This is a genomic window from Photobacterium swingsii (genome assembly GCF_024346715.1).
GTDB lineage: Bacteria > Pseudomonadota > Gammaproteobacteria > Enterobacterales > Vibrionaceae > Photobacterium > Photobacterium swingsii.
This window is the reverse complement of the sequence record NZ_AP024853.1, coordinates 1,164,690-1,187,009: the sequence shown is the minus strand read 5'-3', so window position 1 is coordinate 1,187,009 and position 22,320 is coordinate 1,164,690. Positions and strand designations below refer to the sequence as shown.

Annotated in this window: 20 protein-coding genes; 10 read left to right on the top strand and 10 right to left on the bottom strand. The window is 42.9% G+C overall.

Annotated features, from left to right (window positions below; translation table 11 throughout):
• Window positions 1–7: 7 nt before the first annotated feature.
• The gene (locus OCU77_RS22570) at window positions 8–2,653 is read right to left on the bottom strand and encodes a beta-N-acetylhexosaminidase (protein ID WP_048897425.1); all 2,646 of its coding nucleotides are present in this window, start codon (window positions 2,651–2,653) and stop codon (window positions 8–10) included.
• Between the two features lie 887 nt (window positions 2,654–3,540).
• On the opposite strand from OCU77_RS22570, the gene OCU77_RS22565 reads away from it, so the two are divergent.
• Window positions 3,541–4,029 (top strand): hypothetical protein, encoded by a 489-nt coding sequence (locus OCU77_RS22565; protein WP_048897426.1) that lies wholly within the window; start codon window positions 3,541–3,543, stop codon window positions 4,027–4,029.
• Window positions 4,030–4,147: 118 nt separating this feature from the next.
• On the opposite strand, the gene OCU77_RS22560 is transcribed toward OCU77_RS22565, so the two are convergent.
• The gene (locus OCU77_RS22560; RefSeq protein WP_048897427.1) at window positions 4,148–4,768 is read right to left on the bottom strand and encodes a hypothetical protein; all 621 of its coding nucleotides are present in this window, start codon (window positions 4,766–4,768) and stop codon (window positions 4,148–4,150) included.
• Between the two features lie 337 nt (window positions 4,769–5,105).
• Between OCU77_RS22560 and OCU77_RS22555 the strand changes: the two genes are divergently transcribed.
• Genes OCU77_RS22555 through OCU77_RS22545 form a run of 3 tightly spaced genes read left to right on the top strand, consistent with a single transcriptional unit; the run spans window position 5,106 to window position 8,726 of the window.
• A complete protein-coding gene (locus tag OCU77_RS22555; RefSeq protein WP_048897428.1) occupies window positions 5,106–6,488 on the top strand; it encodes a paraquat-inducible protein A in 1,383 nt (460 codons plus the stop codon).
• Window positions 6,481–8,130, top strand: coding sequence for an intermembrane transport protein PqiB (gene pqiB, locus OCU77_RS22550; RefSeq protein WP_048897429.1), 1,650 nt, complete (start codon window positions 6,481–6,483; stop codon window positions 8,128–8,130). The genes OCU77_RS22555 and pqiB overlap by 8 nt, the downstream gene beginning before the upstream one ends.
• Window positions 8,130–8,726 (top strand): PqiC family protein, encoded by a 597-nt coding sequence (locus tag OCU77_RS22545; protein ID WP_048897430.1) that lies wholly within the window; start codon window positions 8,130–8,132, stop codon window positions 8,724–8,726. The genes pqiB and OCU77_RS22545 overlap by 1 nt, the downstream gene beginning before the upstream one ends.
• A gap of 53 nt (window positions 8,727–8,779) precedes the next feature.
• Here the strand turns inward: OCU77_RS22545 and OCU77_RS22540 are convergent, their stop codons facing one another.
• On the bottom strand, window positions 8,780–8,992 hold the full coding sequence (locus OCU77_RS22540) for a hypothetical protein (RefSeq protein WP_048897431.1): 213 nt from the start codon (window positions 8,990–8,992) through the stop codon (window positions 8,780–8,782).
• 417 nt (window positions 8,993–9,409) lie between these two features.
• Here OCU77_RS22540 and OCU77_RS22535 point away from each other — a divergent pair, with 417 nt between their 5' ends.
• Window positions 9,410–10,336, top strand: a complete 927-nt coding sequence (locus tag OCU77_RS22535; RefSeq protein WP_239685821.1) for an ROK family protein — start codon at window positions 9,410–9,412, stop codon at window positions 10,334–10,336.
• Between the two features lie 75 nt (window positions 10,337–10,411).
• Here the strand turns inward: OCU77_RS22535 and OCU77_RS22530 are convergent, their stop codons facing one another.
• Entirely contained in the window at window positions 10,412–10,789 is a 378-nt protein-coding gene (locus OCU77_RS22530) for a hypothetical protein (RefSeq protein ID WP_048897432.1), read from the bottom strand.
• Between the two features lie 196 nt (window positions 10,790–10,985).
• Complete coding sequence (locus OCU77_RS22525) at window positions 10,986–12,218, bottom strand: serine/threonine protein kinase (protein WP_048897433.1); 1,233 nt, start codon at window positions 12,216–12,218, stop codon at window positions 10,986–10,988.
• A 541-nt stretch (window positions 12,219–12,759) separates the two neighbouring features.
• Here OCU77_RS22525 and OCU77_RS22520 point away from each other — a divergent pair.
• Entirely contained in the window at window positions 12,760–13,638 is an 879-nt protein-coding gene (locus tag OCU77_RS22520; RefSeq protein ID WP_239685822.1) for an AraC family transcriptional regulator, read from the top strand.
• Window positions 13,639–13,742: 104 nt separating this feature from the next.
• Here the strand turns inward: OCU77_RS22520 and OCU77_RS22515 are convergent, their stop codons facing one another.
• The gene (locus OCU77_RS22515) at window positions 13,743–15,203 is read right to left on the bottom strand and encodes a sodium:solute symporter family protein (protein ID WP_107302568.1); all 1,461 of its coding nucleotides are present in this window, start codon (window positions 15,201–15,203) and stop codon (window positions 13,743–13,745) included.
• A gap of 11 nt (window positions 15,204–15,214) precedes the next feature.
• Complete coding sequence (locus OCU77_RS22510) at window positions 15,215–16,150, bottom strand: DMT family transporter (RefSeq protein WP_048897435.1); 936 nt, start codon at window positions 16,148–16,150, stop codon at window positions 15,215–15,217.
• Window positions 16,151–16,672: 522 nt separating this feature from the next.
• Here OCU77_RS22510 and OCU77_RS22505 point away from each other — a divergent pair.
• Genes OCU77_RS22505 through OCU77_RS22495 form a run of 3 tightly spaced genes read left to right on the top strand, consistent with a single transcriptional unit; the run spans window position 16,673 to window position 19,625 of the window.
• Complete coding sequence (locus tag OCU77_RS22505; protein WP_107302618.1) at window positions 16,673–17,821, top strand: ABC transporter substrate-binding protein; 1,149 nt, start codon at window positions 16,673–16,675, stop codon at window positions 17,819–17,821.
• A 5-nt stretch (window positions 17,822–17,826) separates the two neighbouring features.
• Complete coding sequence (locus OCU77_RS22500) at window positions 17,827–18,867, top strand: FecCD family ABC transporter permease (protein ID WP_390624776.1); 1,041 nt, start codon at window positions 17,827–17,829, stop codon at window positions 18,865–18,867.
• Window positions 18,864–19,625 (top strand): ABC transporter ATP-binding protein, encoded by a 762-nt coding sequence (locus tag OCU77_RS22495; RefSeq protein WP_048897436.1) that lies wholly within the window; start codon window positions 18,864–18,866, stop codon window positions 19,623–19,625. The genes OCU77_RS22500 and OCU77_RS22495 overlap by 4 nt, the downstream gene beginning before the upstream one ends.
• A 52-nt stretch (window positions 19,626–19,677) precedes the next feature.
• Here the strand turns inward: OCU77_RS22495 and OCU77_RS22490 are convergent, their stop codons facing one another.
• Complete coding sequence (locus OCU77_RS22490; protein WP_048897437.1) at window positions 19,678–20,127, bottom strand: MarR family winged helix-turn-helix transcriptional regulator; 450 nt, start codon at window positions 20,125–20,127, stop codon at window positions 19,678–19,680.
• Between the two features lie 136 nt (window positions 20,128–20,263).
• Between OCU77_RS22490 and OCU77_RS22485 the strand changes: the two genes are divergently transcribed.
• Window positions 20,264–20,692 (top strand): organic hydroperoxide resistance protein, encoded by a 429-nt coding sequence (locus tag OCU77_RS22485; protein ID WP_048897438.1) that lies wholly within the window; start codon window positions 20,264–20,266, stop codon window positions 20,690–20,692.
• 100 nt (window positions 20,693–20,792) lie between these two features.
• Here OCU77_RS22485 and OCU77_RS22480 read toward each other — a convergent pair whose 3' ends face one another.
• Both OCU77_RS22480 and OCU77_RS22475 read right to left on the bottom strand, forming a co-directional pair.
• Window positions 20,793–21,833 carry a porin gene (locus OCU77_RS22480; protein ID WP_048897439.1) on the bottom strand — a complete coding sequence of 347 codons (1,041 nt, stop codon included), beginning with the start codon at window positions 21,831–21,833 and terminating at the stop codon, window positions 20,793–20,795.
• Window positions 21,834–21,835: 2 nt separating this feature from the next.
• On the bottom strand, window positions 21,836–22,318 hold the full coding sequence (locus tag OCU77_RS22475) for a hypothetical protein (protein ID WP_048897440.1): 483 nt from the start codon (window positions 22,316–22,318) through the stop codon (window positions 21,836–21,838).
• Window positions 22,319–22,320: the final 2 nt, after the last annotated feature.

Here is a 22,320-nt window from a genome sequence, read left to right as displayed (position 1 = left end):
ATGTTAATTAGTTAACACTAGTTACTCGACTAACACGTTCGCCAGTGAAAGACGCAGAGCGAATTTGCACTTCACCCGTTACTTTTGGTTTGTTCGCATTATTGTATTCAACCCATGTTTTACCGCCATCGACAGAGTATTGTAGCGTTACGCCTGGGAATGAAATGTTCATGCTGAGTTCACCGTTCGCAACTTCTGCGCCTGGGATTGGTAGACGGTAATCAATGCCTGCTCTTTCAAGCTTAGCGAGTTCACGCTGACCCATAGCGCTTGCGAACTTCGTCCAATCAGACAGTTGCGCTTGTTTATTCACTCGGTTGGTTTCTTGCGAGTACTTAATACCTGCTTTGTATTCATTTTCCCAAGACGCTTGGTGCCATGCGCGCTCAGCAGCAGCTATTACACGTGGGAACACCATGTACTCGTATTGTTCATCGGTACGGACTGTTTCAGACCAAAGTTGTGCGGATAGCCCATAGAAAGGTTTCTTCGGTGTAACTGTGCCTGCACTTTCAAAGCCATTACCGTCACGATCTACTGATGTTTCCGCATTTTGAGGTAAATTTTCAGGTGCAAACCCGAACATTTTACGGGTATCAGTTGCACGAGTTGCCCAGTAGTAACCACGCTCTTTCGCATCAACTTCGTATGGGAAGTCCATGTAAACGTAGTCTGGGTTGGAGATAACAACATCGTAGCCTTTATCTGCCCATTCGTAAGCTGACGCACCACCGCCCCAGTACAATGTATCCCAGAAGTTAGCTCGCACTGACTCTGTTGCAAATGCATCTGCATCTTTCGAGTGTTTCAGACCATCTTGCCATGCTTGGAAGTGTGGGATGCCTTTATCCGCAACAATCTTAGAGACTTGCTCTGCAAAATGGCTTGGTAGATGTTCGAAATCCGCCACTTCACCGCTTGCGATCAGCGACTGACATTGTGGTGATTTAGCAAACGGAAAATCTTGTTTCGACAGGTCTAAATCACCTTTCCAAGCGATTTTCTCTTTGTCATTAATATCTTGGAAACCCGCATGAAGCTTGATGTTTTTCGCTTCATCACCACCGAAGTGCCATGTGGATAGCGGTACACCAGCGGCTTTGTGCATGGCCGCGACTTCAGTGATCACTTTATCTACAAAGGTTGCAGATGAATCTAGGCAGGGGTTGATGAAACTTTGCTTATTGTAGAACTGAACCGTGGTGACGTTTGATTCGTCTTTTGGATCCATCAAGCGGTATTGGTTCGCTTCATCCATTCTACCTTCTGCAGCAAGACGCGCGTAACGCGCTTCCATTGACATAACAGCGGCGCGTGAGTGAGCGGGCATATCAATTTCAGGGATCACTTCAATGCTACGGTTTTTGGCGTAAGTTAGGATTTCAACGTAATCTTCTGTCGTGAAGAATCCCGAACCAAAGTTATTCGAGTCTGCGCCAGAGCCTAATTGTGGCAACAAACAACGTGTTTCTGACTCATCAAAGCAGCGCTTGCCCCCAATATCGGTTAGCTCAGGAAGCCCAGGGATTTCTAAACGCCAGCCTTCATCATCAGTTAGATGAAGGTGTAGCTTGTTTAGTTTGTAGGCGGCCATTTGATCAATAGTCGCTAAAATTGCTGCTTTTGAGTGGAAATTACGTGCCACATCAACCATGACACCACGGTATTCAAAACGTGGAGCATCTTCAATATTTAGGGTTGGGATCTCAGTGGTATCTAAATTGACGAGCGCAAGTAAGGATTGAACACCGTAGAATGCCCCTGCTGTATCAAATGCTACAACGCTTGTTTTATTCTGCGTGATATCGAGCTTATAAGCACCTGATACACCGTCTTTAAATTGGTGCTTATCGACAGTGACGGATACAGGGTATTCACCAGCTGTCTCTATCCCTAGTAATTCCGCACGCTGGTTTAACGCTGCAATTTGGTCTGCATCAATACCACTTGCAGTAATAGAGATTCCGTTCGCTAAATCAACTTTCTTATACGTTCGTGTGGTTTTTAAAGGCGTTGGAATAATATGAGCCGTTGCATCAACAGCTGTTACGTCAGCATTTTTTTCAAAACGAGTATTAGCAGTGGCGACGACGTTATTATCAGCAAGCGTACGTTTTAATTGAACACCGATAATTTCATCTACGTATTCACCCGTATCTTGTGTATCTAAAGAGATAATATTACGTACTTCTGCGCCAGGGGCAGTGACGAAAGCCCCTGGCATAAAGTCAGTTTCAAAGAGTTGCCAGTATTCAGCCACTAGAGGGATCACGACTTCTTCGCCTGCCGCAAAACCATCAAATTTATCTGTCGGTTCTAGTTTATGTAAATCACCAGTAACGCGGGTAATTTTAAATTGGTCATTTTCAACATCCAAGATCAAACGGATACTGTGGAAGTAGATTGTCCAATCAGTTGAATTAACGGCTTCACCTGTATTTGTTAGCGTCATGTTTACTTTGTTGCATGATGCCCATTCAGCTTGAAGTTCTTTACAAGCAAGGCCGTCATCTGCGCCTTGGTTGGTAATCACTGTGTAATTTATATCAAGATTTTCAGCCAGTTGATTAACACTTGATTGTGCTGGCGATATAGAGGAACAAGCCGTTAGGCTCGCTATAACAACACAAGAAAGCAGACTTCTTTTCAACATGATTCCATTCCTAACAAATAAAGAAATTAAATTTCAAAACTGGAATTAGAATACGGAAGTTTTTTAATATTAAAAATTAAGATAAATGAGATTTATGCTTCGCATCACAAATACCTATAGGTTTATGTGGGTTTATATCAAGTATTTAGACTTACATCACTCTATTGGTGTTGGCTATTTTTAGCCGAGTTTCGTTAATTATGCGACGTGTGTCTCATTGATGGCTGGTTTGATAGGGTTTAAATAAAATTTATCGACGTGAATCATATTTTTGATGCTGGCTAACTTAATTTTCATGTAAATTAAGTTTTTGCGTTGTTCTGAAATTAACTATCAGTAGGGGCTATATTGATTACGACTTTATGTATCTTCCCTTTCTGGAGTTGTACTAGCTTGCTTAGCTTCAACAAGATTTTGTTTTGTGAATATTTTTACAAAATTGGTTGCTGTCACCTTGTTGTCGAAGGTAAGGGGCACCTTTTTGTTGGTCTGATTGCCCTGGAGACAATGGACTTTCTCTTGTGGGAGTGAGAAGAGGCCAGGGTTCAACACGATTAACAGGGGATTTAAATTATATGATTGCGGCTGTAAGCACCGAGTGATAGGTGTTGTGCTGACGATGGCAAGTATCGATCTTAACATGAATGCGTATGGCTGGACCCGACAGTTTACTAGCTGTCACTGACTGATAATTTGTTGGTCGGCATTTATAGGCGGTGAGGTCTTTTTTTCTGGGGTTTTATGCAGCAATAAAGATGCGCTAGTTGCCAAACCTTGAAGCTCGTCACTCAATTTAACGTAAAAATTGATTAATCGCATGGTTATTGGCGCATTGAGTGCATACTGTGGCCAGTGAAAGCATTTATAGAAGTAATAAGGTTACGAATATGTCTGATGTACCAGTATCTGTAGTTAGTGCAGCTGAAGCAATCCAACCCGTAGCGGAGTCTTCAGGTTCAATTTGGGGATATGTAGCAGGCGGTGTTGCCCTACTTGTCCTAGCTGGTTTCTTTGGCTATAAAAAAATTAACAAGCCAGCATTCATTATCAGTCAGGTACGTAAAAGAAACCTGAAAGAAATGAAGAAACAAGGTGTGGAGAGTTCTGAGTTTTCTATCGATCTAGATAAGCTACTTGATTCAGTTCTTAACTACGCGAACGCGAACAATAAAACCGGTAATGATGTTGTTAAAATCATTAGTCCGCTGAACGATTCTGATCGTATTAAAAATCCAAGCGATATGTACAAAGCAATGATTCATATTGCAAATGAAATGAATGATGTTTCGCTTGCACGTGAGTTTAAGAACAAGTCTAAAATGGTAAAAGCAAGTTCACCATTAATGGCGGGTCTGCTAAAACGCGCAGGTATCTAAATATTCAGTATCGAGCAAACTAGACTGTTTGTTCGTTCAGAATTAGAGATTAAAAACCACTGCTTTCATGCAGTGGTTTTTTTTATGCTTTTAGTATGCTACCAATAGTTAATTGGTTTTATTTAGTGAGCACATGAAAATGCTTCATTTCTTCTACTGACATCCAGTGCATGTTATCTGCAGGGGCAGCCTCTAGGGTGTACCAATAAAAGTCAGGGTTGATATTGATTTCTTGATAATAGTCTAAGTAATTTTGATGTTCTTCGTCATCATGTGGAATTGTATTGCCATTACGTCCATCAGATGATGCCCAGCTATGGACGCCGATTTTGGGGTGGTTATCGCTAGATGTTCTTTCCACACCAGCTAAAAATAGATCTGTGCCGCCACTGGCAACCATACCACCAGACAAAATATGTGTTGTAATGCCATTTGCATGGATGACCGTTGATAAGGCTAAATTTGTTTCATCGTCGGCACTACCTGGAATAGTTTTTATCTTAAAGGTATTCACGGAAGGGAAGTGCTCTAGCATATTCTCAAATGCATCGAGCGAACCTGAGCAAATAACACCATCAAGTACTGCTTCATTTACGCCTGTGACGGTAAAGGTTAACGGAGGATCGCTTTGCAGCTCAGAATAGCTGCACTGTGAAGTAAAGGTATTTGGATCGCTTGACGTCGTATTACAGCCCGCCATAAAGAAACTGAGGCAAAGCGCTAAGGTTATTTTCTTCATACTATCCCTGTTATTTTGGTCACTTAGTGTTTTTCGTTAGTTTATGAGCAAGTAAATGCTATGCGAAAGATTTTAATTGAAAGGTGTTTTTTTGCAAGCGTAGCTTGTGTATTCTGATAAAATTCGCTTCATTTAAGAATGCGTTATTTTGATAGGTGATTTACCTATTAGCTGATACATTCGTCAAAATTTATGGATAGGCGGTAGCGGCGAGGATGCTGTGAGAATCAAACTTCACAGCCCCTGAAAGGGGAAAGTCGTTATCGTAAATTGCTACAAATACACTGAACAAATCTTTTCTATAATAAGATCACTTATTTATCATATAGGTTAAGTCATGGCGCATCGTTTTTCGACAAAGGCCAAACTCGCTTGCGAAGAGTGTGGGCTTGTCATGTCTGTTCCCGAGCTTCATGAAGGCGATAAAGCATCATGCCCACGTTGTCATCATGGCGTGGTTAAACAGATCGAGCAGCCGTTCCAGCGGCCGATTGCTTTTGGTATAGCGACCTTGGTGATGTTAGCGCTTAGCGTTAGCTTTCCATTCATGTCGTTTAGTGTGCAAGGGCTAAATCAAAATATTACCTTGTTCCATGCTGCACAAATGCTTCAACATTTTGAAAATAGCTTATTGGCTCTTTTGTTATTGCTGACAGTGATTGTTTTACCGGGCTGTTTTATTGTGATGGTGATGTATTTATATCGTCAGGCTCAGCTTATTCAGCAGAGCACAGTTGCTAGAGGAAATATCAAAACAGTGAAACGTGTCGCTAGATTCGTTTTTCATATTGAACCTTGGTTGATGGTTGATGTTTTCCTGATTGGCGTTCTTGTGAGCTTAATAAAGATAGCTTCGTTAGCGGATGTTGGCTTAGGGATGTCGTTTTGGGCGTTTTGTATTTATACCGGTTTAGTGGTTAAGTTTGTGTCTATGGTGGATCGCACATGGTTATGGCACCACATCGATCCTTTACAACCATTAAAAGGGGTGGAAGCTGGAGACAGCCATGCCTCAGGCAATCATGAAAGTTGCCATGTCTGCGCACAACTTAACCCGCCTGTTGTGGCGTCAGAAACGCATAAGCACACCCAATGCTTTCGGTGTGGGAGTCGGTTGCATCCTTATAATCCCGCCAGTAGTTTACAGCGGGCATGGGCGTTATTACTGACATCCATGGTGTTTTATATTCCCGCTAATTTATACCCCATGATGTACACCGTGAGCTTAGGACAAACCGAAGGCTCAACGATTATGGGCGGCGTTGTTCTATTGTGGAAATTGGGATCTTACCCGATTGCGTTCGTGATATTTTTTGCCAGTGTGATTATTCCACTTGCTAAAATGATGGCGCTTGTGTGGCTGTTTATTCATGCTAAACGGGGTAACCAAAGTTCAGCGCAGCAATCTATACAAAGCTTAAAGATTTACCGAATGACGGAATTTATCGGTCGTTGGTCCATGATTGATATTTTCGTGGTCGCTATTTTGGTGGCGTTGGTGCAGTTACAAAACCTGATGGCGATTTTCCCCGGCCCTGCAGCGCTATCTTTTGCCGCTGTCGTAGTATTTACCATGTTATCTGCCATGAGTTTTGATCCTCGTGTGTTTTGGACTCAGCACACCAAGGCAAGGGGACCATTAACATCAACTTCTGATATACAAAGCAATGGCAATAATGATGTGTTATTGCCTTTTAATGAGAACAAGCACTATGAGTGATAACAAGCCAGCGCAGGCTGAAGTACAAAAAGCGAAGCAGTTTTCAACCATCTGGCTTGTGCCATTAGTGGCTGTTGCTATTGGTATTTGGATGCTAATCCAGTTCGTTGGAAGCAAAGGCCCAACGGTAACCCTGACGTTAAAAACCGCCGAGGGGATCGAGGTCGGTAAAACTGAGATTAAGTCTTTGAACGTGAAGGTTGGGGTGATAACGGGTGTGAAGTTGAGTGATGATTACACCTACATTACAGCAACAGCGCAGATGAACAAAGACGCAGCCCGTATGCTAAAAGAAGATACCCTATTTTGGGTTGTGAAGCCGCGTATTGGCAAAGAGGGGATTTCAGGTTTGGACACCTTGCTGTCTGGTGCGTATTTAGAGCTTCAACCTGGGCGTGCCGAAAAAGAAAAGTTGGACTTCACCGTGTTGGAGACTCCGCCTGTCGCACCGCCTGATGCAAAGGGACTGCGTATTGTATTAACGCATCGCGAAGCGGGTAAGCTAAGCATTACTGATCCTGTACTGTATGAAGGGTTTACCGTTGGTCGAGTGGAGAAAGTCAGCTTTGATCCTGAAACTAAAAAGGCTAACTATCAGCTCTTTATCTTTCAGCCATACGATAGCTTGATCCGTAAGCACACTAAGTTTTGGTTGAGTTCGGGGGTTGATCTGCAAATGTCTGCCGAAGGCTTCAATTTGAAAATTGGCTCGGTAGAGTCTCTGATCACTGGCGGGGTGAGTTTTCGGGTTCCTAAAGGGGCTGAGCCAGGCGAACAGGTGACGAAACAACAAACGCACTTCAAGCTATACAGTAATTTCAAACAAGTACGAGAGCGTGTCTTCGATCAGTATTTAGAATACGTGATGATGTTTGATGAATCTGTACGAGGGTTAAATGTCGGTGCGCCTGTTGAGTACCGCGGTATTCGTATCGGAACCGTGAAGAAAGTGCCGCTACATTTACCCTCGAAAGAGCAGGGGTTTTCGACCAAGCAAATTCCCGTTCTTGTCCGTATTGAGTTAGGCCGAGTTTATAAAAATATTGATTCTGCTGATCTGCAAGCACTCAAACACAGCTTATCAAATGAATTTGCGAAAGGCTTACGTGCAACATTGAAAACAGGCAGCTTTTTAACTGGTGCCTTGTTTATCGATACTGAAGTATACGAAAAAGCGGATAGCTACCCGATTAAGCATTACGAGCAATATGATATTTTCCCAACCCAAGCGGGCGGTTTTGCTGAAATTCAAAAGCAAGTCACCACCTTGTTGGATAAGTTTAATGATCTGCCCTTAGAGGAAACATTAGGTTCACTCAATAACAGCTTGATTGCGTCCCAAAAGACATTGCGTTCGGCACAGGCTGTGGCTGATTCACTCAATAAGATTCTGGAGCAAAAAGATACACAAGCGATTCCATCGGACGTGCGCAAGAGCTTGCAAGAGATCCAAACGACGCTAAATGGATTTGGTCCAGATGCTGCGCCTTATCAGAATTTAGAGCAGGCGATTGCTCGATTTGAAAATGTGCTCGCAGAACTTGAACCTGTTTTACGACAAGTTAACGAAAAACCAAACGCATTGATTTTCAGTGGTGAACAAGCGAAAGATCCTGTTCCAGTAGCAAAAGGACAAGAATAATGAAAACATGGTTAGTCGGTGGATTGACGGCGATCACATTGCTCACTGGGTGCAGCAGTCAGCCTGAAGTGACGCGTGCTACATACTTACTGCCATCAATATCCAATTCAATGGTGGCAACGCACTCCACTCCGCTAGGGCAATCCCAAGCCTTGCTGGTGGTACGTCCTGTTGAAATGGCCGCACATTTAGCGGGGATGGGATTGGTGTACCAAGTCAGTGAGACTGAGATAGTTCAAGCCCAGCAAAACACATGGGCGGACAGTATTACTCAGCAATTGACTCGCCGTATTACTGCGGACTTACGTGCTAAGCAAAAACGTTATTGGCCTAGTGAATTAACGCCTGCAATGTCATCAGCTGGACAAGCCAAGTTACAAGTCAAGTTCACTCAGTTTAATGGGCGCTATACCGGCAATGCTGTGCTCAGTGGTGAGTATTTGGTGATTGATAGAGACGGTAAACTACAGGGCGTTTATCCGTTCCAGTTACAAGTGCCGTTGGCGCAATCTGGTTACGATGCGCAGGTTAGCGCGCTTTCTCAAGGTGTTGATCAGTTAACAACACAGATTGCTCAACGGTTAATGGCTCAGTAAACACACATTGTTTAGTTCTTAGCCCAGCCTTTGCTTGCATTGTGTCATATGGGCTAAGGTTTCACCCGATAGTAACCATTTATCCAGCACTCTGGCAGATCTTCACCAGAAGGAAACGCCAGTTGCTGTTTATCAATCGCCACAGGATCTGCGAGATCTTCTCCTGATTGATATTGCACAGTAACGTGCTGGGTAAATGGATTGACCAGCGACGACATATCAACCACATCGACTAAATCCCCACTACGCATTTCTTTCAGAAACATAACATTGCCCCTTTATTGCAGACAGTTAAACGCTATGGCGAGAACCCGATTGTGGAGATAGAGGTTATCGCATCGCGTTGTATCCCTAATTATGGTTGATATTTGTCTAACCGCGACTTCTTGTCTTTTTAGGTGTAATAGCCTGTTTAGTTTATGCATGGTACTGGTGTAATACCAATCTAACTAAGTAACTGATCGTTCTTGCTGGTTAAAATCAATGATAACTGCGTTATAGATTTTGTAGATAGAACAACTAGCTATCTGCAATCTACGCCTTGTTTTCAGTGCTTTTTCCTACGCAATCACCTGAACATTTACTTACCCAGATTGGTATAAGTTCACGGTTTTCATCGTCCCTTTTCGTTTATTGTTCGTAGTTGCTTATGCTATGTAAATCAGTGAACTATAGCGTTATAGATGGGTGACGATCGTATGGAGAAATTCAACTGGGGTATCGATCTTGGTGGTACTAAAATAGAGTGTGCTGTCCTCGATAAAGCCACAGGAAAGTGTGTGTTAAGGGAGCGGATAGCAACAGAGCGCGAGCAAGGCTATCAACATATCTTGATGCAAATTCAGCGCCTTGTGCTGCGGTGTGCCGAGAGTATAGGTAGTTACCCAGAGAAAATTGGTTTTGGAACGCCAGGCACCTTAGACCCGAATACGCAGGTGATGAAAAATTGTAATTCTACCGAGCTTAATGGTCAGCCATTGGATGTCGATTTACAGCAATTACTTAATGTTAGTGTGGTACTTGCTAATGATGCGAATTGCTTTGCGTTAGCAGAATCACGGTTAGGTGTTGTACAGGCTATTAACCCAGATGCTGAAGTAGTGTTTGGGATTATTATGGGCACAGGTGTTGGGTCGGGCATTGTTGTTAATGGCAGAGTGCTACAGGGTTGTCATGGTATTGCTGGCGAGTGGGGGCACAATGTCTTGGAGCCCACTGGCACTCCTTGTTATTGCGGTAAACGAGGTTGTGTTGAAACCGTATTATCAGGGCCAAGCTTAGAAGCTTATTATCACCAACTGTCAGGTATTGAGTGTGGTTTAGCTGATATTGTGAAGCGAGCTGAACTGCAAGAACCAGCCGCACTACACACTTTAGAACGGTTAGTGGCGCAATTTGGTGTGGCGGTTGCCACAATCATTAATGTGTTGGATCCTGAAGTGATCGTGGTGGGAGGTGGGGTAGGTAACATTGATTATCTGTATGAGCAGGCAGAAATGGCGATATTACCGCACTTGTTTAACTCGACGCTGACAACTCAGATTGTGAAGCCCACACTGGGGGATAGCGCAGGGGTCTTTGGTGCCGCTATGCTCGTTATGGATGCCTAGCGTAACGGAAAAACGTTGATGGCATTACTCGATGCGAGGGAGCGGGAATAGACTGGCTCTCTCAAGTCACCAATATTAGCTACATGAAAATGAACAAGCGATTCGCCCTTTCTTAGCTGATACCTCGATATTAAAGCGTTGTTTTTCAGGTTGAACATGACAGACGCCGCTACCTTCGGTGAAATCTATACCGGTAAGTGTACAAGACTTGAATTTATCTTCAGGCAAAGAGGATAAACACCGATAAAGATTTTTTTTATTTTGCGTCTTATTAATACTGCTCATAATGATTTTTCTTTGTTTGTTATTCTTATAAAAAAAATCACATTTCTTCTGTTTGTAGTCACTTAAAAAAGTGATGTGTGAGCTTTCAGCTTCCTCGGCATAGCTTGGAAATAACAAGCTCGGAAATGACAAAAACCAAACAATGAAACAACGCCAAAAAAGATTCATGCTACTCCGCCATGATTTAATTTTCATACTGTAATAGTATGCTCTAGTTCTCATATTGTTTGTTTTTCTTCCCAGACTTGTAACTGGGTCACATTGGTGAACTTTTCGCGGAGTTGTACACTCGCGTATATAGCTATTAATAAAAAATGGCTTCCGAAGAAGCCATTAACACCACGTTTTAACTAGTAAATGACGACTAGTATTCCCAGTGCTCAATACTATGAGCGCCAGTGAATTGGTTAGCGAAGTAATCTTCACATGTACCTTCACGCCATACATCGGCTGTTGCACAGTGTAGACCACCACCAAATGCGTAAGCATCACGAAGATCCACTGGAATAACATCAAAGCCAAGCTTATCAAATTGTTCCATTTGTCCTGTTTCAGATGCTTCGACACACACAGTTTTATGATCAAGGATCAAGGTGTTCATTGATAACCATGTGCTTGAGTAACATAGCGGTGGAGGGTTATCCCATGCAGGGCTAACAGCTTCAACGATTTCCCAGTCATTTTTCTCAAAGATCTCACGTTGGCCTTTGAATAGTGGGCGGTGAGGGTTAAGCAGCATCAGCCCTGGACGAAGTGGACAGAAGGTTGCATCGATATGGATAGGGTGGTTATCTTCAAAGCTTAGTGTGTGAACACGGTAGCCTTGAGGTTCATATTTACGTTTAATCCAACGGATACCAGCAAGGTTGGTGGTTAAGCCGTGTTGAACGAAGATATCTTTACCTAAGCGCATTACGTCCGCAGCATCAAACAGTATGTCTGTTTCTTTGGTGCTGTATTCTTTACGGAGTGAACGCTCCATGGTTTCTTCGTCAGAAAGGTATTCGTAAGCGGCAACATAGTCCATGCGGAAACTATCATCAGATAGACGAGGACGTGGCGCTTGTTCAATCATACATTCGTTGTCTGATTCGAAGTATTCACGTAGTAGATCAACGTAGGCTAGATATTCGAAGTAGCGGCTGCGGAAGCTCATTGGCGCCATCAGGATGCTTTTACCCATAGTTAATAGGCAATCACGAGGTGGCATAACACCAAAGCCTGAGCTGATAGAGAAATCAGGGGTAGTGATGCGCTCGTGCCAATCGACAGCTCCTGGGCGGTCAACGATAATACCGCGGTTTTCGAGTATTTTTGCAAAGCCATTTAGGCATTCATTTGCGCGGTCGATAGACTCTTGAGTACGACGGCCCGCTTTACTACCACGCATTGGAGAATCAGCAGGAATTTTTTCATTACTTGCTGGGCAAGCCTCTGGAATATGTTGGTTATCGGCAATACCAACAATCACATGACGTAGTGGATCGAAATCGTTGTACGATTCAACATGAAGGCCTTGGCGAACATAAGGCACACCAGAATCTTTTCTTTCTAGTGGTTGGGAGGCATTTGGATATAGATCGTTGGAAACACTCATTGCAAAATCTCCAATAACATAATAATGAAATTATATTTTTATCGCTGGTAAATAGTCCTTTAGGCAGAGCGAAATCAATAAATCAAATAAGCCTTAAGGTATTCAATTAGATGGAACTTTTAAGTTGATGAGCTATTTAGTGTTGCTCTTCAATGACATTAATATCTCGCGAAATAGACTCGCATAATAGTGAATTGATGCCGAAGAATGACGTTTTTATGCCGAGTTCAAAATTGTTTAATTTAATTGGCTGCATATTGATACTTCTAATAACAAAAATGCACATGTTGACGACATGCACTTTTTGTTAAAGACTTTGAATGTCTAAAAATCTAAAAAAAGGTTGTTGAGCAAAATATTACTCCAATAATTTTTTTTAATAATTATCTAATGTAGCGCAAGGTAGAGATAATCTGGTTGAATATCACATTTCTTATCGCGATGCCTTGGTGTTTATTTATCTCTTGAGTAAATATGAAGAGTACAACGAGGAGGTACGAACATGTGTCAACGTGTTATAGCGAATACGCCAAAGTTCCTGATGTTTGATTTACAAAAAGTAGAAGAAACCGAACATATGATTTTTGGCGCAGATTACATACTTATCCGGCCTAAAACCTCTGGCTGCACATTGCATTTAGCGAATACTCACTATCGTTTAAGGGCTTGTCAATTGGTGCTTTTGGCGCCGTTCAACCCGTTTAGGTTAACGTTAGAAACGACTCGTCAGCATGGCGCAACAGATTGTGATGTCTTACATTTTCGTTTAAATGCGCTAGGACAAACTTTTGTTGATAGCGTACAGTTTAAAACGATCAAAAATATGCTTGATGAATCACGCAGAGGTTTATTATTTGAAGGCTGTCAGAATAATGAAATTCATGCGTTACTTAACAATATGGAGAATACCTTTGAGTTTTCTCAAGTGTTGAATTTATTAAGGTTATTAGAAAATCTATCGCAACTCTCGCCTCAACGCTACCTTATTGATAATTCATTTGAAGTCAGTAATATCAAACGAACAGAAAATCGCGTTCAAATGGTACAGGACTATATTGCAGAAAATTTAGCTGAATCTATATCGGTGACGGTATTAGCTGAAAAGTTGCATATGGCTGACAGTACTTTTTCTCGATTTTTCCATGCTAACTTAGGTATAACGTTTCGTCAGTATTTAATCGAACAACGAGTGCGGCAAGCTGCACGTTATTTAGTGTCGACGGATTGGACGATTGCACGAATTGGGTCTGAGGTGGGTTTTTCATCGCTGTCTAATTTTAATTCTAAATTTAAAAGTTTATTAGGGATGACACCACGCCAATATCGCTCTAATCATATTGATATGCGAAAAGATATTGAAAGTAGTCGTGCCGTTGAGGGGCAATTACAGAAGCAATTAGCGGATGTTACGCTTGACTAGCCAGTTAATACGTTAGCTAAATATTATAATTAATGACGAGATTAATAAAATGAAAAACGCTATCAGAAGTGATAGCGTTTTATTTTAATACCATGCGTTTTATATCAATGGCTAGACACTGACACTGTGTCTTCTTGGTAACTGAACACTTTTGCTACCAGCCAGTAGGTTGCACAAGCCAGCACGGATGAATATAGCGGGGCTTCAACCCAACCTAAATCAAATTGTAAGAAGAAGATAAAGCCTGTGATAAAGCCAACAATCATCGAAGACAGTGCGGCATAAATATTAGCAGGAATAAAATGGGCTAATAAAGTCGGTGCAACCAGAGCGGCCATTAAAGTGCCAGACCCTAAAATAGCGAGCATAGAGAGCATAAAGGGGGGCGCATAAACCATCGCAAAAAAGCCCGTTGCCCCTAATACCCACACTGAAGAGCGGTTCAGGATTAGCAAGGATTTATCAGACAAGCGACATTGAGGCCAAATAGCTTGGCGTAAATCATGCGAAACCGAGCCTGCAATCGCATGAAGAACTGAATTTGCCGTGGATTTCATCGCAAATAAAATAAAGAGAGTCACAACCGCAGAAACGGAAGGAGATAGGAACTGCGCCAAGAAAACAGGCATAGCTTGATCGGGATTTTCAAGACCTGGTACTTTTAAGCGAGTGTATAAGCCAGCAAGTGGTACAAGGCTGAGCAAACACGCAATGGGTGTCATGTAGGCGGCGACATGGTGCAATTTGGTTGTTTTGGCGAGAGCCATAAAGCGGACTGACATATAAGGAAGGGTGGCGCTATAAATGAAGGCGTAAGGTAATACCATAAAGACATGCCATGGGGTTGACCCATAGGGCCCTGAGTTGTCGGGCGCTAACAGGTGCGGGTCTATGGCATTCAGACCTGTAATGATTTCGCTGGGCGATAGGTCTGCAAAAATAGTCACGACAATAATCAAAGCTGAGATACACATGCCTATCACCATGAAGGCATCGGTAAAGGCAACAGCGGCCAGTCCGCCAATCGAGGTGTAAAGAATGATGATGCCCACCATCAAGAGTGATGCACTTTGATTATCAATCCCAAGCCATTGGCCAGCCAGTAATCCTAACGCTTTGATTTGACCAACCAGAAATACCATCAGTAGTAATATTGTGATGCCAGCCGCGAAGGCTTGTGTCAGACGTTTTACCGAGTCAGGTCCTTGATGACTACGAGCAATGTATTCAGGAATAGTTAAACTGCCCATAGTTTGTGCTTTTTGGTGAAGAAAGCGCGCACAGAACAGTACAGCAAACACCATGGCGGGGGCGAAGAAAAAGTTACCTAGTAATTCAATCGCACCGTATTTGTAAGCAACGCCAGGGGAACCCATAAAGCCCCACCCAGAAAAACCAGTTGCGACAATGGTGGCTGCGCCAATGAAAGGACCTAGGCAGTTGGCGGCCAATAAAAAACCGCCTTCGCCTTTACGTGTTTTCATGATGCGATTACTAAACAGTGCGAGTCCAACCATGATGATCACCGTCACCAAGAGCAGTACCCAATTCAATGAGGTGATCATAGTCGTTATCCTTAACCGTTAACTGATGCGTTTTTCATGGAAGCACGTTTTTTTGCCATGCTTATGACGATTTCGCCCATACCCCCACCAATGACTAAGATGCCACCGATTGTTTGCAGTACAGTGAGTGATTCACCAAACATAGCGATACCAATACCAGCACCAACAACTGTTTCAAGGTAAGACACACAAGCGAGTTCTGCCGCTTTTAAGTGCTTAGCCGCAATGGTGAGTAGCGTGAGGGCACCAAAGCCAATGAAAAAGCCCATAGCAAGTAACCATACCCAAGAAGATGCATCCATCTCTGCGAGTGATGGTGGGTTGATCATGAAGCAAACTGCGATAGCAAGCGCACCAGAAGTAAAGTTGAAGAAAGAGCGTGAATCAGAACTGACATCGGTGCGGTAGCGGCTAAAGAACAGGTATAAACCGTAACCAAAACCAGACGCTAACCCGAGCATATCGCCAATGAAGGTTTCTTTAGAGAAAGATAACGACATGGTTAAACCGCTGGTTGCATCGTAACTGATGATCCCTATGATAAATAAACACCCAATGAAGACGGCGGTAAGTAAGCCGCCAGTGAGCGCCGATATTTTTTCTTTGAGGAACACAGCCGCTAGAATGGTGGAAAAGACGGGACCTGTGTAGATAAGGAAAACGGCATTAGCGAGAGTGGTGTATTGGGTTGATGATACATATGCCGCTAAACATAGCCCCAAGCAAGCGCCACTAAGAACAACAGTGGGTGACAGTTTGGTGGCTTTAATTAGGTGGATTTTGCCTTGATGGTACATGAGGGCAAAAATACAGATTGCCCCAACTGTCATTCTGGTAAAAGCGATAACATCGCCGCTGGTGTTGATGTTCCTTGCAAAAAGCCCCACACAGCCCATGAGTGCTGCAGAGACTATCATGGTTGTGTAGCCCAATGTTTTGGTGTTCATGACTTGCTCCTTTGATTGATATCATTAGGCTGGTCACAAAGCATTCCACCACCGGTGATCTGGTAATAGCCATAAATCACAGCTACCACCACACATAGTACAAGATTTGCCACTATAAACGCATCGACTGACCAATATCCTGTTAGCATTTTCGTTCCCTTTTCAAAGTCTTATAGCAACATCTAACCTGTTATACAGGCTTGCATGTTGTGACTGCATTCAATACTGATTGATAGAAAGGATGATAACTAGCCGAAACCTGCCGTTAACTTGCTAATTGCTGCTCGACAGAATAAAAGTGTGAACAAGCATAGATGCGGAATGAGACATGCTTATATGCAATTGTTTTATGCATTGGGTGTAGTCGGGATGTTATTAGAAAGTGTATCGCGTGTGTCAAAAAGGAGTGAGAGGGGATCTTTTACGTAGACTAACATTGCAATAAATGGCATTTATAACAATAACTGTTCTCATTAGTATTCGTGAGTAAAATTCCCTAGAAGGATATTCACTTTGCTCAACATAACTAAAACAATCATCACTATCGCGGTTGGCTCGCTCTTTTCTGCTTCAACTTTCGCTGCTGATTACCCAATAACCGTTACTGACGTTGCGGGAAGAACGGTCACTTTCGAGCAGCAGCCTGAACATATCGCGCTATCATCCGCTCGGGTATTTCCATTATTAGAGATTATCTATCAGCAAGATGCCGCGAAGCACCTAGTAGCTGCACGTGATGATATGCGCATGTCTGCCCCAAGCATGTATGCTAATTACCTTAAGCAATACCCATCATTAGATACTGTGCCTGTTATTGGCAAAATTAAATCAGGGGAATTTGATACCGAGCGTTTCATTAACCTGAAACCCAAACCTGATCTTTTTATTGTTGATGTTTCCAATATCAAGTTGGCACAAGAGAAAGGGTTATTAGAAAAACTCGATCACGCGGGTATTAAAACTCTTGCAATTGATTTTCGTGAAAACCCTCTAGAAAATACAGTTAAATCGGTTGAAGTGGTTGCGAATGCGGTTAATCGTGCAGAAAAAGGTAATGATTTTGCCAATTATTACAACCAGCATGTCGCCGCAATAACAAGTACATTGGCTCAGCATCCAGAAGCAACAACGAAGCGTGTTTTCATTGAGCGTGCTGCAGGTTATGAAGCATCGTGTTGCCGTACATTTGCAACGGGCAACATGGGTGCATACATTCCTTTCTTAAAGGCAACCAATATTGCGATCAAGCCGTTGAAAGGCGCGAATACTGGTCAAATGTCGCCAGAAACTGTGATTACAGCGCAGCCTGATGTTTATATCATGCAGACAACAGGCTGGATCAATAAAGATGGCCAACCTACTCACGGGATTCCATTGGGTTATCAGCCAAATGAAAAAGCGATTCAGAAAGCGACTCAAGGTTTAATGGATCGTAGTTGGCTGAAAGCGCTAACGGCTTATCAAAATAACCATGTGTATTCTATTTACATGCCCTTTTATAACTCGCCATACAACTTGGTTGCTATGGAATACTTTGCTAAGTGGCTACACCCTGAAGTTTTCACTGCTTTAGATCCAGAAAAGACATTTGAAGAGATGAACCAAAAATTTGGTGATCGCCACGTTAGTGGCCTGTTTGGTCAAAATAACGCAGAGGCAATGACAAAGTGAATGCCTTGCAACTTGAGTTAAACGCTCATCTTGCTCGCAATAACAAAAAGAAGGTTGCGCTCGCAGCCTTTTTTATTTTGAGCATAGTATGTGTCGTCGCTGATGTTTTTATCGGCTCCCAAGGATTGACTTTCGCAGCCGTCATCCAAGCCATTTTCGATCCAAGTCATAGTACGATCGCCAGCAAAATTATTGTTTGGGATATTCGTATGCCAATGTCGCTGATGGCCCCTTTTGTTGGTGGTGCATTGGCGTTGGCTGGTGCCCAGATGCAGACGACGCTGAATAACCCATTGGCGGATCCTTATACGTTTGGTGTTTCTGCGGCGGCTGGTTTTGGGGCATCGTTAGTGATCACTAATGTTGTGGCGATCCCTTTTATCCCCGAGCAATACCAAATTGCAGTCATGGCATTTGTGATGTGCCTTCTGACAACCTTACTTATCGCAGGTATATCGTCAGCCAAACGAGTGTCGATTGAAGGAGTGATGCTGTTCGGGGTTGCTGTGATGTTTGCCTATGACAGTTTGTTGACCATGATGCAGTACATTGCGAGCGAAACACAGCTTCAAACTTTGGTCTTTTGGCAGATGGGATCATTAGATCGAGGGAGTTGGGAGAAGATAGGGGTATTAGCCATTGTGCTACCGATTGTTTTGATCATCATGATGAAGGATGCATGGCGCTTATCCAGTCTAAAAATAGGCACAGAGCGTGCGGAAGCCATGGGGATCAATGTTAAGTTTCTTAGAATGAAGACCTTGTTGTTGGTGTCTGTTATCACGTCTTTATCTGTGTCTTTTGTTGGTGCGGTTGGCTTTGTCGGTTTGGTTGCACCTCATATTGCTCGTATGGTCTTGGGGGAAGATCAACGCTTCTTCTTACCAGCCTCTTTTTTGGTCGGCGCGGTCTTGCTGGAATTAGCGTCCATTGCCAGTAAAGCCATTATGCCTGGGATTATTTTGCCGCTGACAGTCGTGATGTCGATAGTAGGCATCCCGTTCTTTATTTTCTTGATTATTAAGAAGGGAGGGCGTTTCGGATGAGCTTAACGATTAGCCAGGTATCAGTATCCTTTGGTAAGCAAATCGTCTTAAATAACCTCACTATTCCCACCATTATGGCTGGGGAAATGGTGGCTTTAATTGGTAAGAACGGGGCTGGGAAATCGACCTTATTACGTCAAATGACCACCTTACTTCGTCAACAGTCGGTTCATCAGCCGCAACAGATCCACTATTGTGATCGGGCTTTAACCTTGGATGATATTGGCTACCTACCACAGGATCACCGCATTAGCGCCAGTATTACCGTGATTGAATTATTGATCACGACATTGAATATTGACTCGACATCGCTAATGGCGAAAAAAGACAGCGCGCGGCAGGGATTATTGTTACTTGAGGAAATGGGGATCCTGCATTTAGCCAATAAAAACTGTGTTGACTTATCAGGGGGTGAAAGCCAAATGGTAGGGCTTGCACAAGCGATTATTAACCAGCCTAAAGTACTCTTGCTTGATGAACCCACATCGGCATTGGATATGCAAAACCAGTTACGTTTGCTTAACTATGTCCAGCACTATGCTAAAACCAGCAATGCCTGTGTACTCATGGTGATCCACGATTTGAACCTTGCGATTCAATACGCAGATAAAATTGCTGCGTTGCATCGAGGAGAGTTGTTCGCGTTTGATAACCCGAGCAATGCTATTACATCGCAATTGATTTGGGATCTTTTTGATGTTGACTCACACATTATCACAGTTGATAAGCGCCCCGTGGTTGTCATGAAAAGCCACTGATTTTTCTAATAGAAAATAAAGCACGCCCCATTATTGATGCGTGCTTTTTTGTTTATTTTGATAGTTGTTGATACAACTTATCGCAAATTTCTTTAAGTGCGGCCAGTTCTTCTAATGGTAATTGGCTCTTACACATCATCGTTTGTGGGATCGATTCTGCCTGCTGTTTCAGTGCTTCCCCTGCCTCAGTAAGAAACATGACTCGTGCTCGTTCGTCGTGTTCACAGCGTTGACGCACAACCAATCCTTTACTTTCTAAGCGCTTTAGCAAGGGGGTTAGTGTGCCTGAATCCAAATGAAGCTGATCACCCAGTGCTTTTACATTAATGCCATTATTTTCCCACAGCACGAGCATGGCGAGATACTGAGAGTAAGTAAGATCAAGCTTATCAAGTAGCGGGCGATAAGCGCGTGTCATGGCATTTGTCGCACTATACAGCGAAAAACACACTTGCTTTTCAAGTTGTAAATCAGAGTTGTTGGTGGTGTTTTTCATTGTCATGCCATCATGGAAGAAAAAGATTGTGCACAATATACTTGCATTGAAGGAGAAGATCGAGTTTAATAAATGCAAATCAATTGCGCGCAATCTAATTGCTGGCAATTAACAATAACAATATTTATCAAAAGGTGCTGATATGAAAACGCTTTACACAACTACCGCAACAGCAATGGCTGGTCGTAACGGCCAAGTAGTAACAGATGATGGTAAATTAGATCTTGCCCTGAGTTACCCTAAAGAAATGGGTGGAAGTGGCGAAGCGACTAACCCTGAACAACTTTTTGCTGCAGGTTATTCGGCATGTTTCTCAAATGCTATTTTACATGTGGCAAATATGGCAAAGCAGCCGCTTAAATCTGCGCCAGTGTCTGCAGAAGTTGGTATCGGTGCGAATGAAGCGGGTGGTTTTGCGCTAACTGTTAAGCTTGCAGTTGAATTGGATATGCCACAAGCCGCGGCACAGCAATTGGTCAAAACAGCGCATCAAGTTTGCCCATACTCAAATGCTGTGCGTGGCAATATTGATGTTGAAGTGACTGTTAATGGTGAAGCACTTATCGCATAAAGTGACAGGACAGTTTGATTCAGCGTAAACAAAGCCCAGTCTTACTGGGCGTTGTCGTATCTATACAATTGCTCTATTTGTACTACGAGTTATTGAACATTTAGAAGACGAAGTTGATCATGAGTGTGTAGGCTTGTACATCTTTATCTTCTTGTAGGGCAATTGGGGGCATTACAAATTGCCCATCTTTACCTTGGTCGTAGCGTTCTTGGGGTAAGTAGACGCCTTGCCATTCAGCATTAAGGGATATTTGCGGCGTGACATCGTAACGTACTCCAGCCGTCACGCTCTTAGAATACCGACGCTCATGGCTTTGTCCATAAGTGACATAGGGCGTAAAGGCATCAAATGAATAACCTGCTGACACGTACCAGTTAGTCTGTAGCTTATCGTTCTCTAACTCTGCCATGAATAACCACTGGTCGAGTGAATACTCCCCGCCCAAAGTGAAGATATTCATATTTTCAGGGTCCCCACCATTTTGCTTAAACTTGGTGTGCATATACGCAGAGTGGATACGATAATTAAACCCACTGATTTCGGCCGACAATCCTGCCATATAATCCGTTTCAAACATCAATTCATAAGAGCCAAGCTTGGTCTTATTTTCACGCCCAAATCCATAGAATGGCATCACAGAGGCCGTTAGTTCATCAGATATTGATGTTTGCCAACGCACAGAGAAGCCATCATAAAAGGTAAAACCAAGAATACTGTCATAGACCTCTTGAGGAGGGCGTGCCCATGTATATGCTTGGCCAACATAGTAATATTCTGATGCAAGAAATAATGGTAAGCGTAAACGCCCCCCATTCACGGTTAGTTCATTAATTTCATAGCTTAAGTAAGCCCACTCAATTTCTGGATCTGACCACTTATCCTGCGGACGCTTTACGACTTGTAAAGAGGCGTTTAATGCTTCTGTAATGGTATAGTCGGCTTGGATACCAAAAATAGTGTCGCAGTCGTAGCAAGTTTCATCTGTAATTTCGCGGTGAATAAATAGCGGTGTTGAGTTATTTGATTTCGCAATAGAGGTTGAACCGAAGCCACTGATTGAAAAGTTATCGGTAATATCTATGGCAGCAAGTGAAGTTAGTGGCATTGCTGCTGCTACAAGAAGGGGATATCTTATGTTCATGCTTACTCTCCTTGTAAGACGGTAATCAGAATATTGGCATTTTCAGGTACAGTACTAATTGGCGCGTAGGCAATCCCATTTGGATTTTTGTTCAGCCACTCAAGAATGTCCTTTATATCATCGCTATTTAATTCTGCTGGTGGCTTCCCCTTGCCAGAGAAAGATAATGATGCCCAATATCCATTCATTTGTGATACCGACTTGCCAAGCAGCATATCGTAAAATTCTTCTCGGTGAATCGAGTTTTCTGGCAAATCAACCAGAACGATTTTGATGCTGCCATTTAATTTTTTGGTTCTACCTTTATATAGCATTCTTGCTTTGCTTTTACTGAGCTGCGGAATGTCTTTGTTCATCGAAAAAACGGCAAACTCGACATCTTCAACGGCTTCATTTTTGGCAAATGCAGAAAGAGATAACCCTAGGGAAAAGCTAGCAATTAAGAGCTTAGTCACAATAGGTTTTAGGTTAAGTCCGTTATTCATTA

Bases quoted from the DNA above. Each gene is read 5' to 3' on its own strand.
- OCU77_RS22570 (WP_048897425.1), bottom strand. From the start codon at position 2,653: ATGTTGAAAAGAAGTCTGCTTTCTTGTGTTGTTATAGCGAGCCTAACG.
- OCU77_RS22565 (WP_048897426.1), top strand. From the start codon at position 3,541: ATGTCTGATGTACCAGTATCTGTAGTTAGTGCAGCTGAAGCAATCCAA.
- OCU77_RS22560 (WP_048897427.1), bottom strand. From the start codon at position 4,768: ATGAAGAAAATAACCTTAGCGCTTTGCCTCAGTTTCTTTATGGCGGGC.
- OCU77_RS22555 (WP_048897428.1), top strand. From the start codon at position 5,106: ATGGCGCATCGTTTTTCGACAAAGGCCAAACTCGCTTGCGAAGAGTGT.
- pqiB (WP_048897429.1), top strand. From the start codon at position 6,481: ATGAGTGATAACAAGCCAGCGCAGGCTGAAGTACAAAAAGCGAAGCAG.
- OCU77_RS22545 (WP_048897430.1), top strand. From the start codon at position 8,130: ATGAAAACATGGTTAGTCGGTGGATTGACGGCGATCACATTGCTCACT.
- OCU77_RS22540 (WP_048897431.1), bottom strand. From the start codon at position 8,992: ATGTTTCTGAAAGAAATGCGTAGTGGGGATTTAGTCGATGTGGTTGAT.
- OCU77_RS22535 (WP_239685821.1), top strand. From the start codon at position 9,410: ATGGGTGACGATCGTATGGAGAAATTCAACTGGGGTATCGATCTTGGT.
- OCU77_RS22530 (WP_048897432.1), bottom strand. From the start codon at position 10,789: ATGAATCTTTTTTGGCGTTGTTTCATTGTTTGGTTTTTGTCATTTCCG.
- OCU77_RS22525 (WP_048897433.1), bottom strand. From the start codon at position 12,218: ATGAGTGTTTCCAACGATCTATATCCAAATGCCTCCCAACCACTAGAA.
- OCU77_RS22520 (WP_239685822.1), top strand. From the start codon at position 12,760: ATGTTTGATTTACAAAAAGTAGAAGAAACCGAACATATGATTTTTGGC.
- OCU77_RS22515 (WP_107302568.1), bottom strand. From the start codon at position 15,203: ATGATCACCTCATTGAATTGGGTACTGCTCTTGGTGACGGTGATCATC.
- OCU77_RS22510 (WP_048897435.1), bottom strand. From the start codon at position 16,150: ATGAACACCAAAACATTGGGCTACACAACCATGATAGTCTCTGCAGCA.
- OCU77_RS22495 (WP_048897436.1), top strand. From the start codon at position 18,864: ATGAGCTTAACGATTAGCCAGGTATCAGTATCCTTTGGTAAGCAAATC.
- OCU77_RS22490 (WP_048897437.1), bottom strand. From the start codon at position 20,127: ATGACAATGAAAAACACCACCAACAACTCTGATTTACAACTTGAAAAG.
- OCU77_RS22485 (WP_048897438.1), top strand. From the start codon at position 20,264: ATGAAAACGCTTTACACAACTACCGCAACAGCAATGGCTGGTCGTAAC.
- OCU77_RS22480 (WP_048897439.1), bottom strand. From the start codon at position 21,833: ATGAACATAAGATATCCCCTTCTTGTAGCAGCAGCAATGCCACTAACT.
- OCU77_RS22475 (WP_048897440.1), bottom strand. From the start codon at position 22,318: ATGAATAACGGACTTAACCTAAAACCTATTGTGACTAAGCTCTTAATT.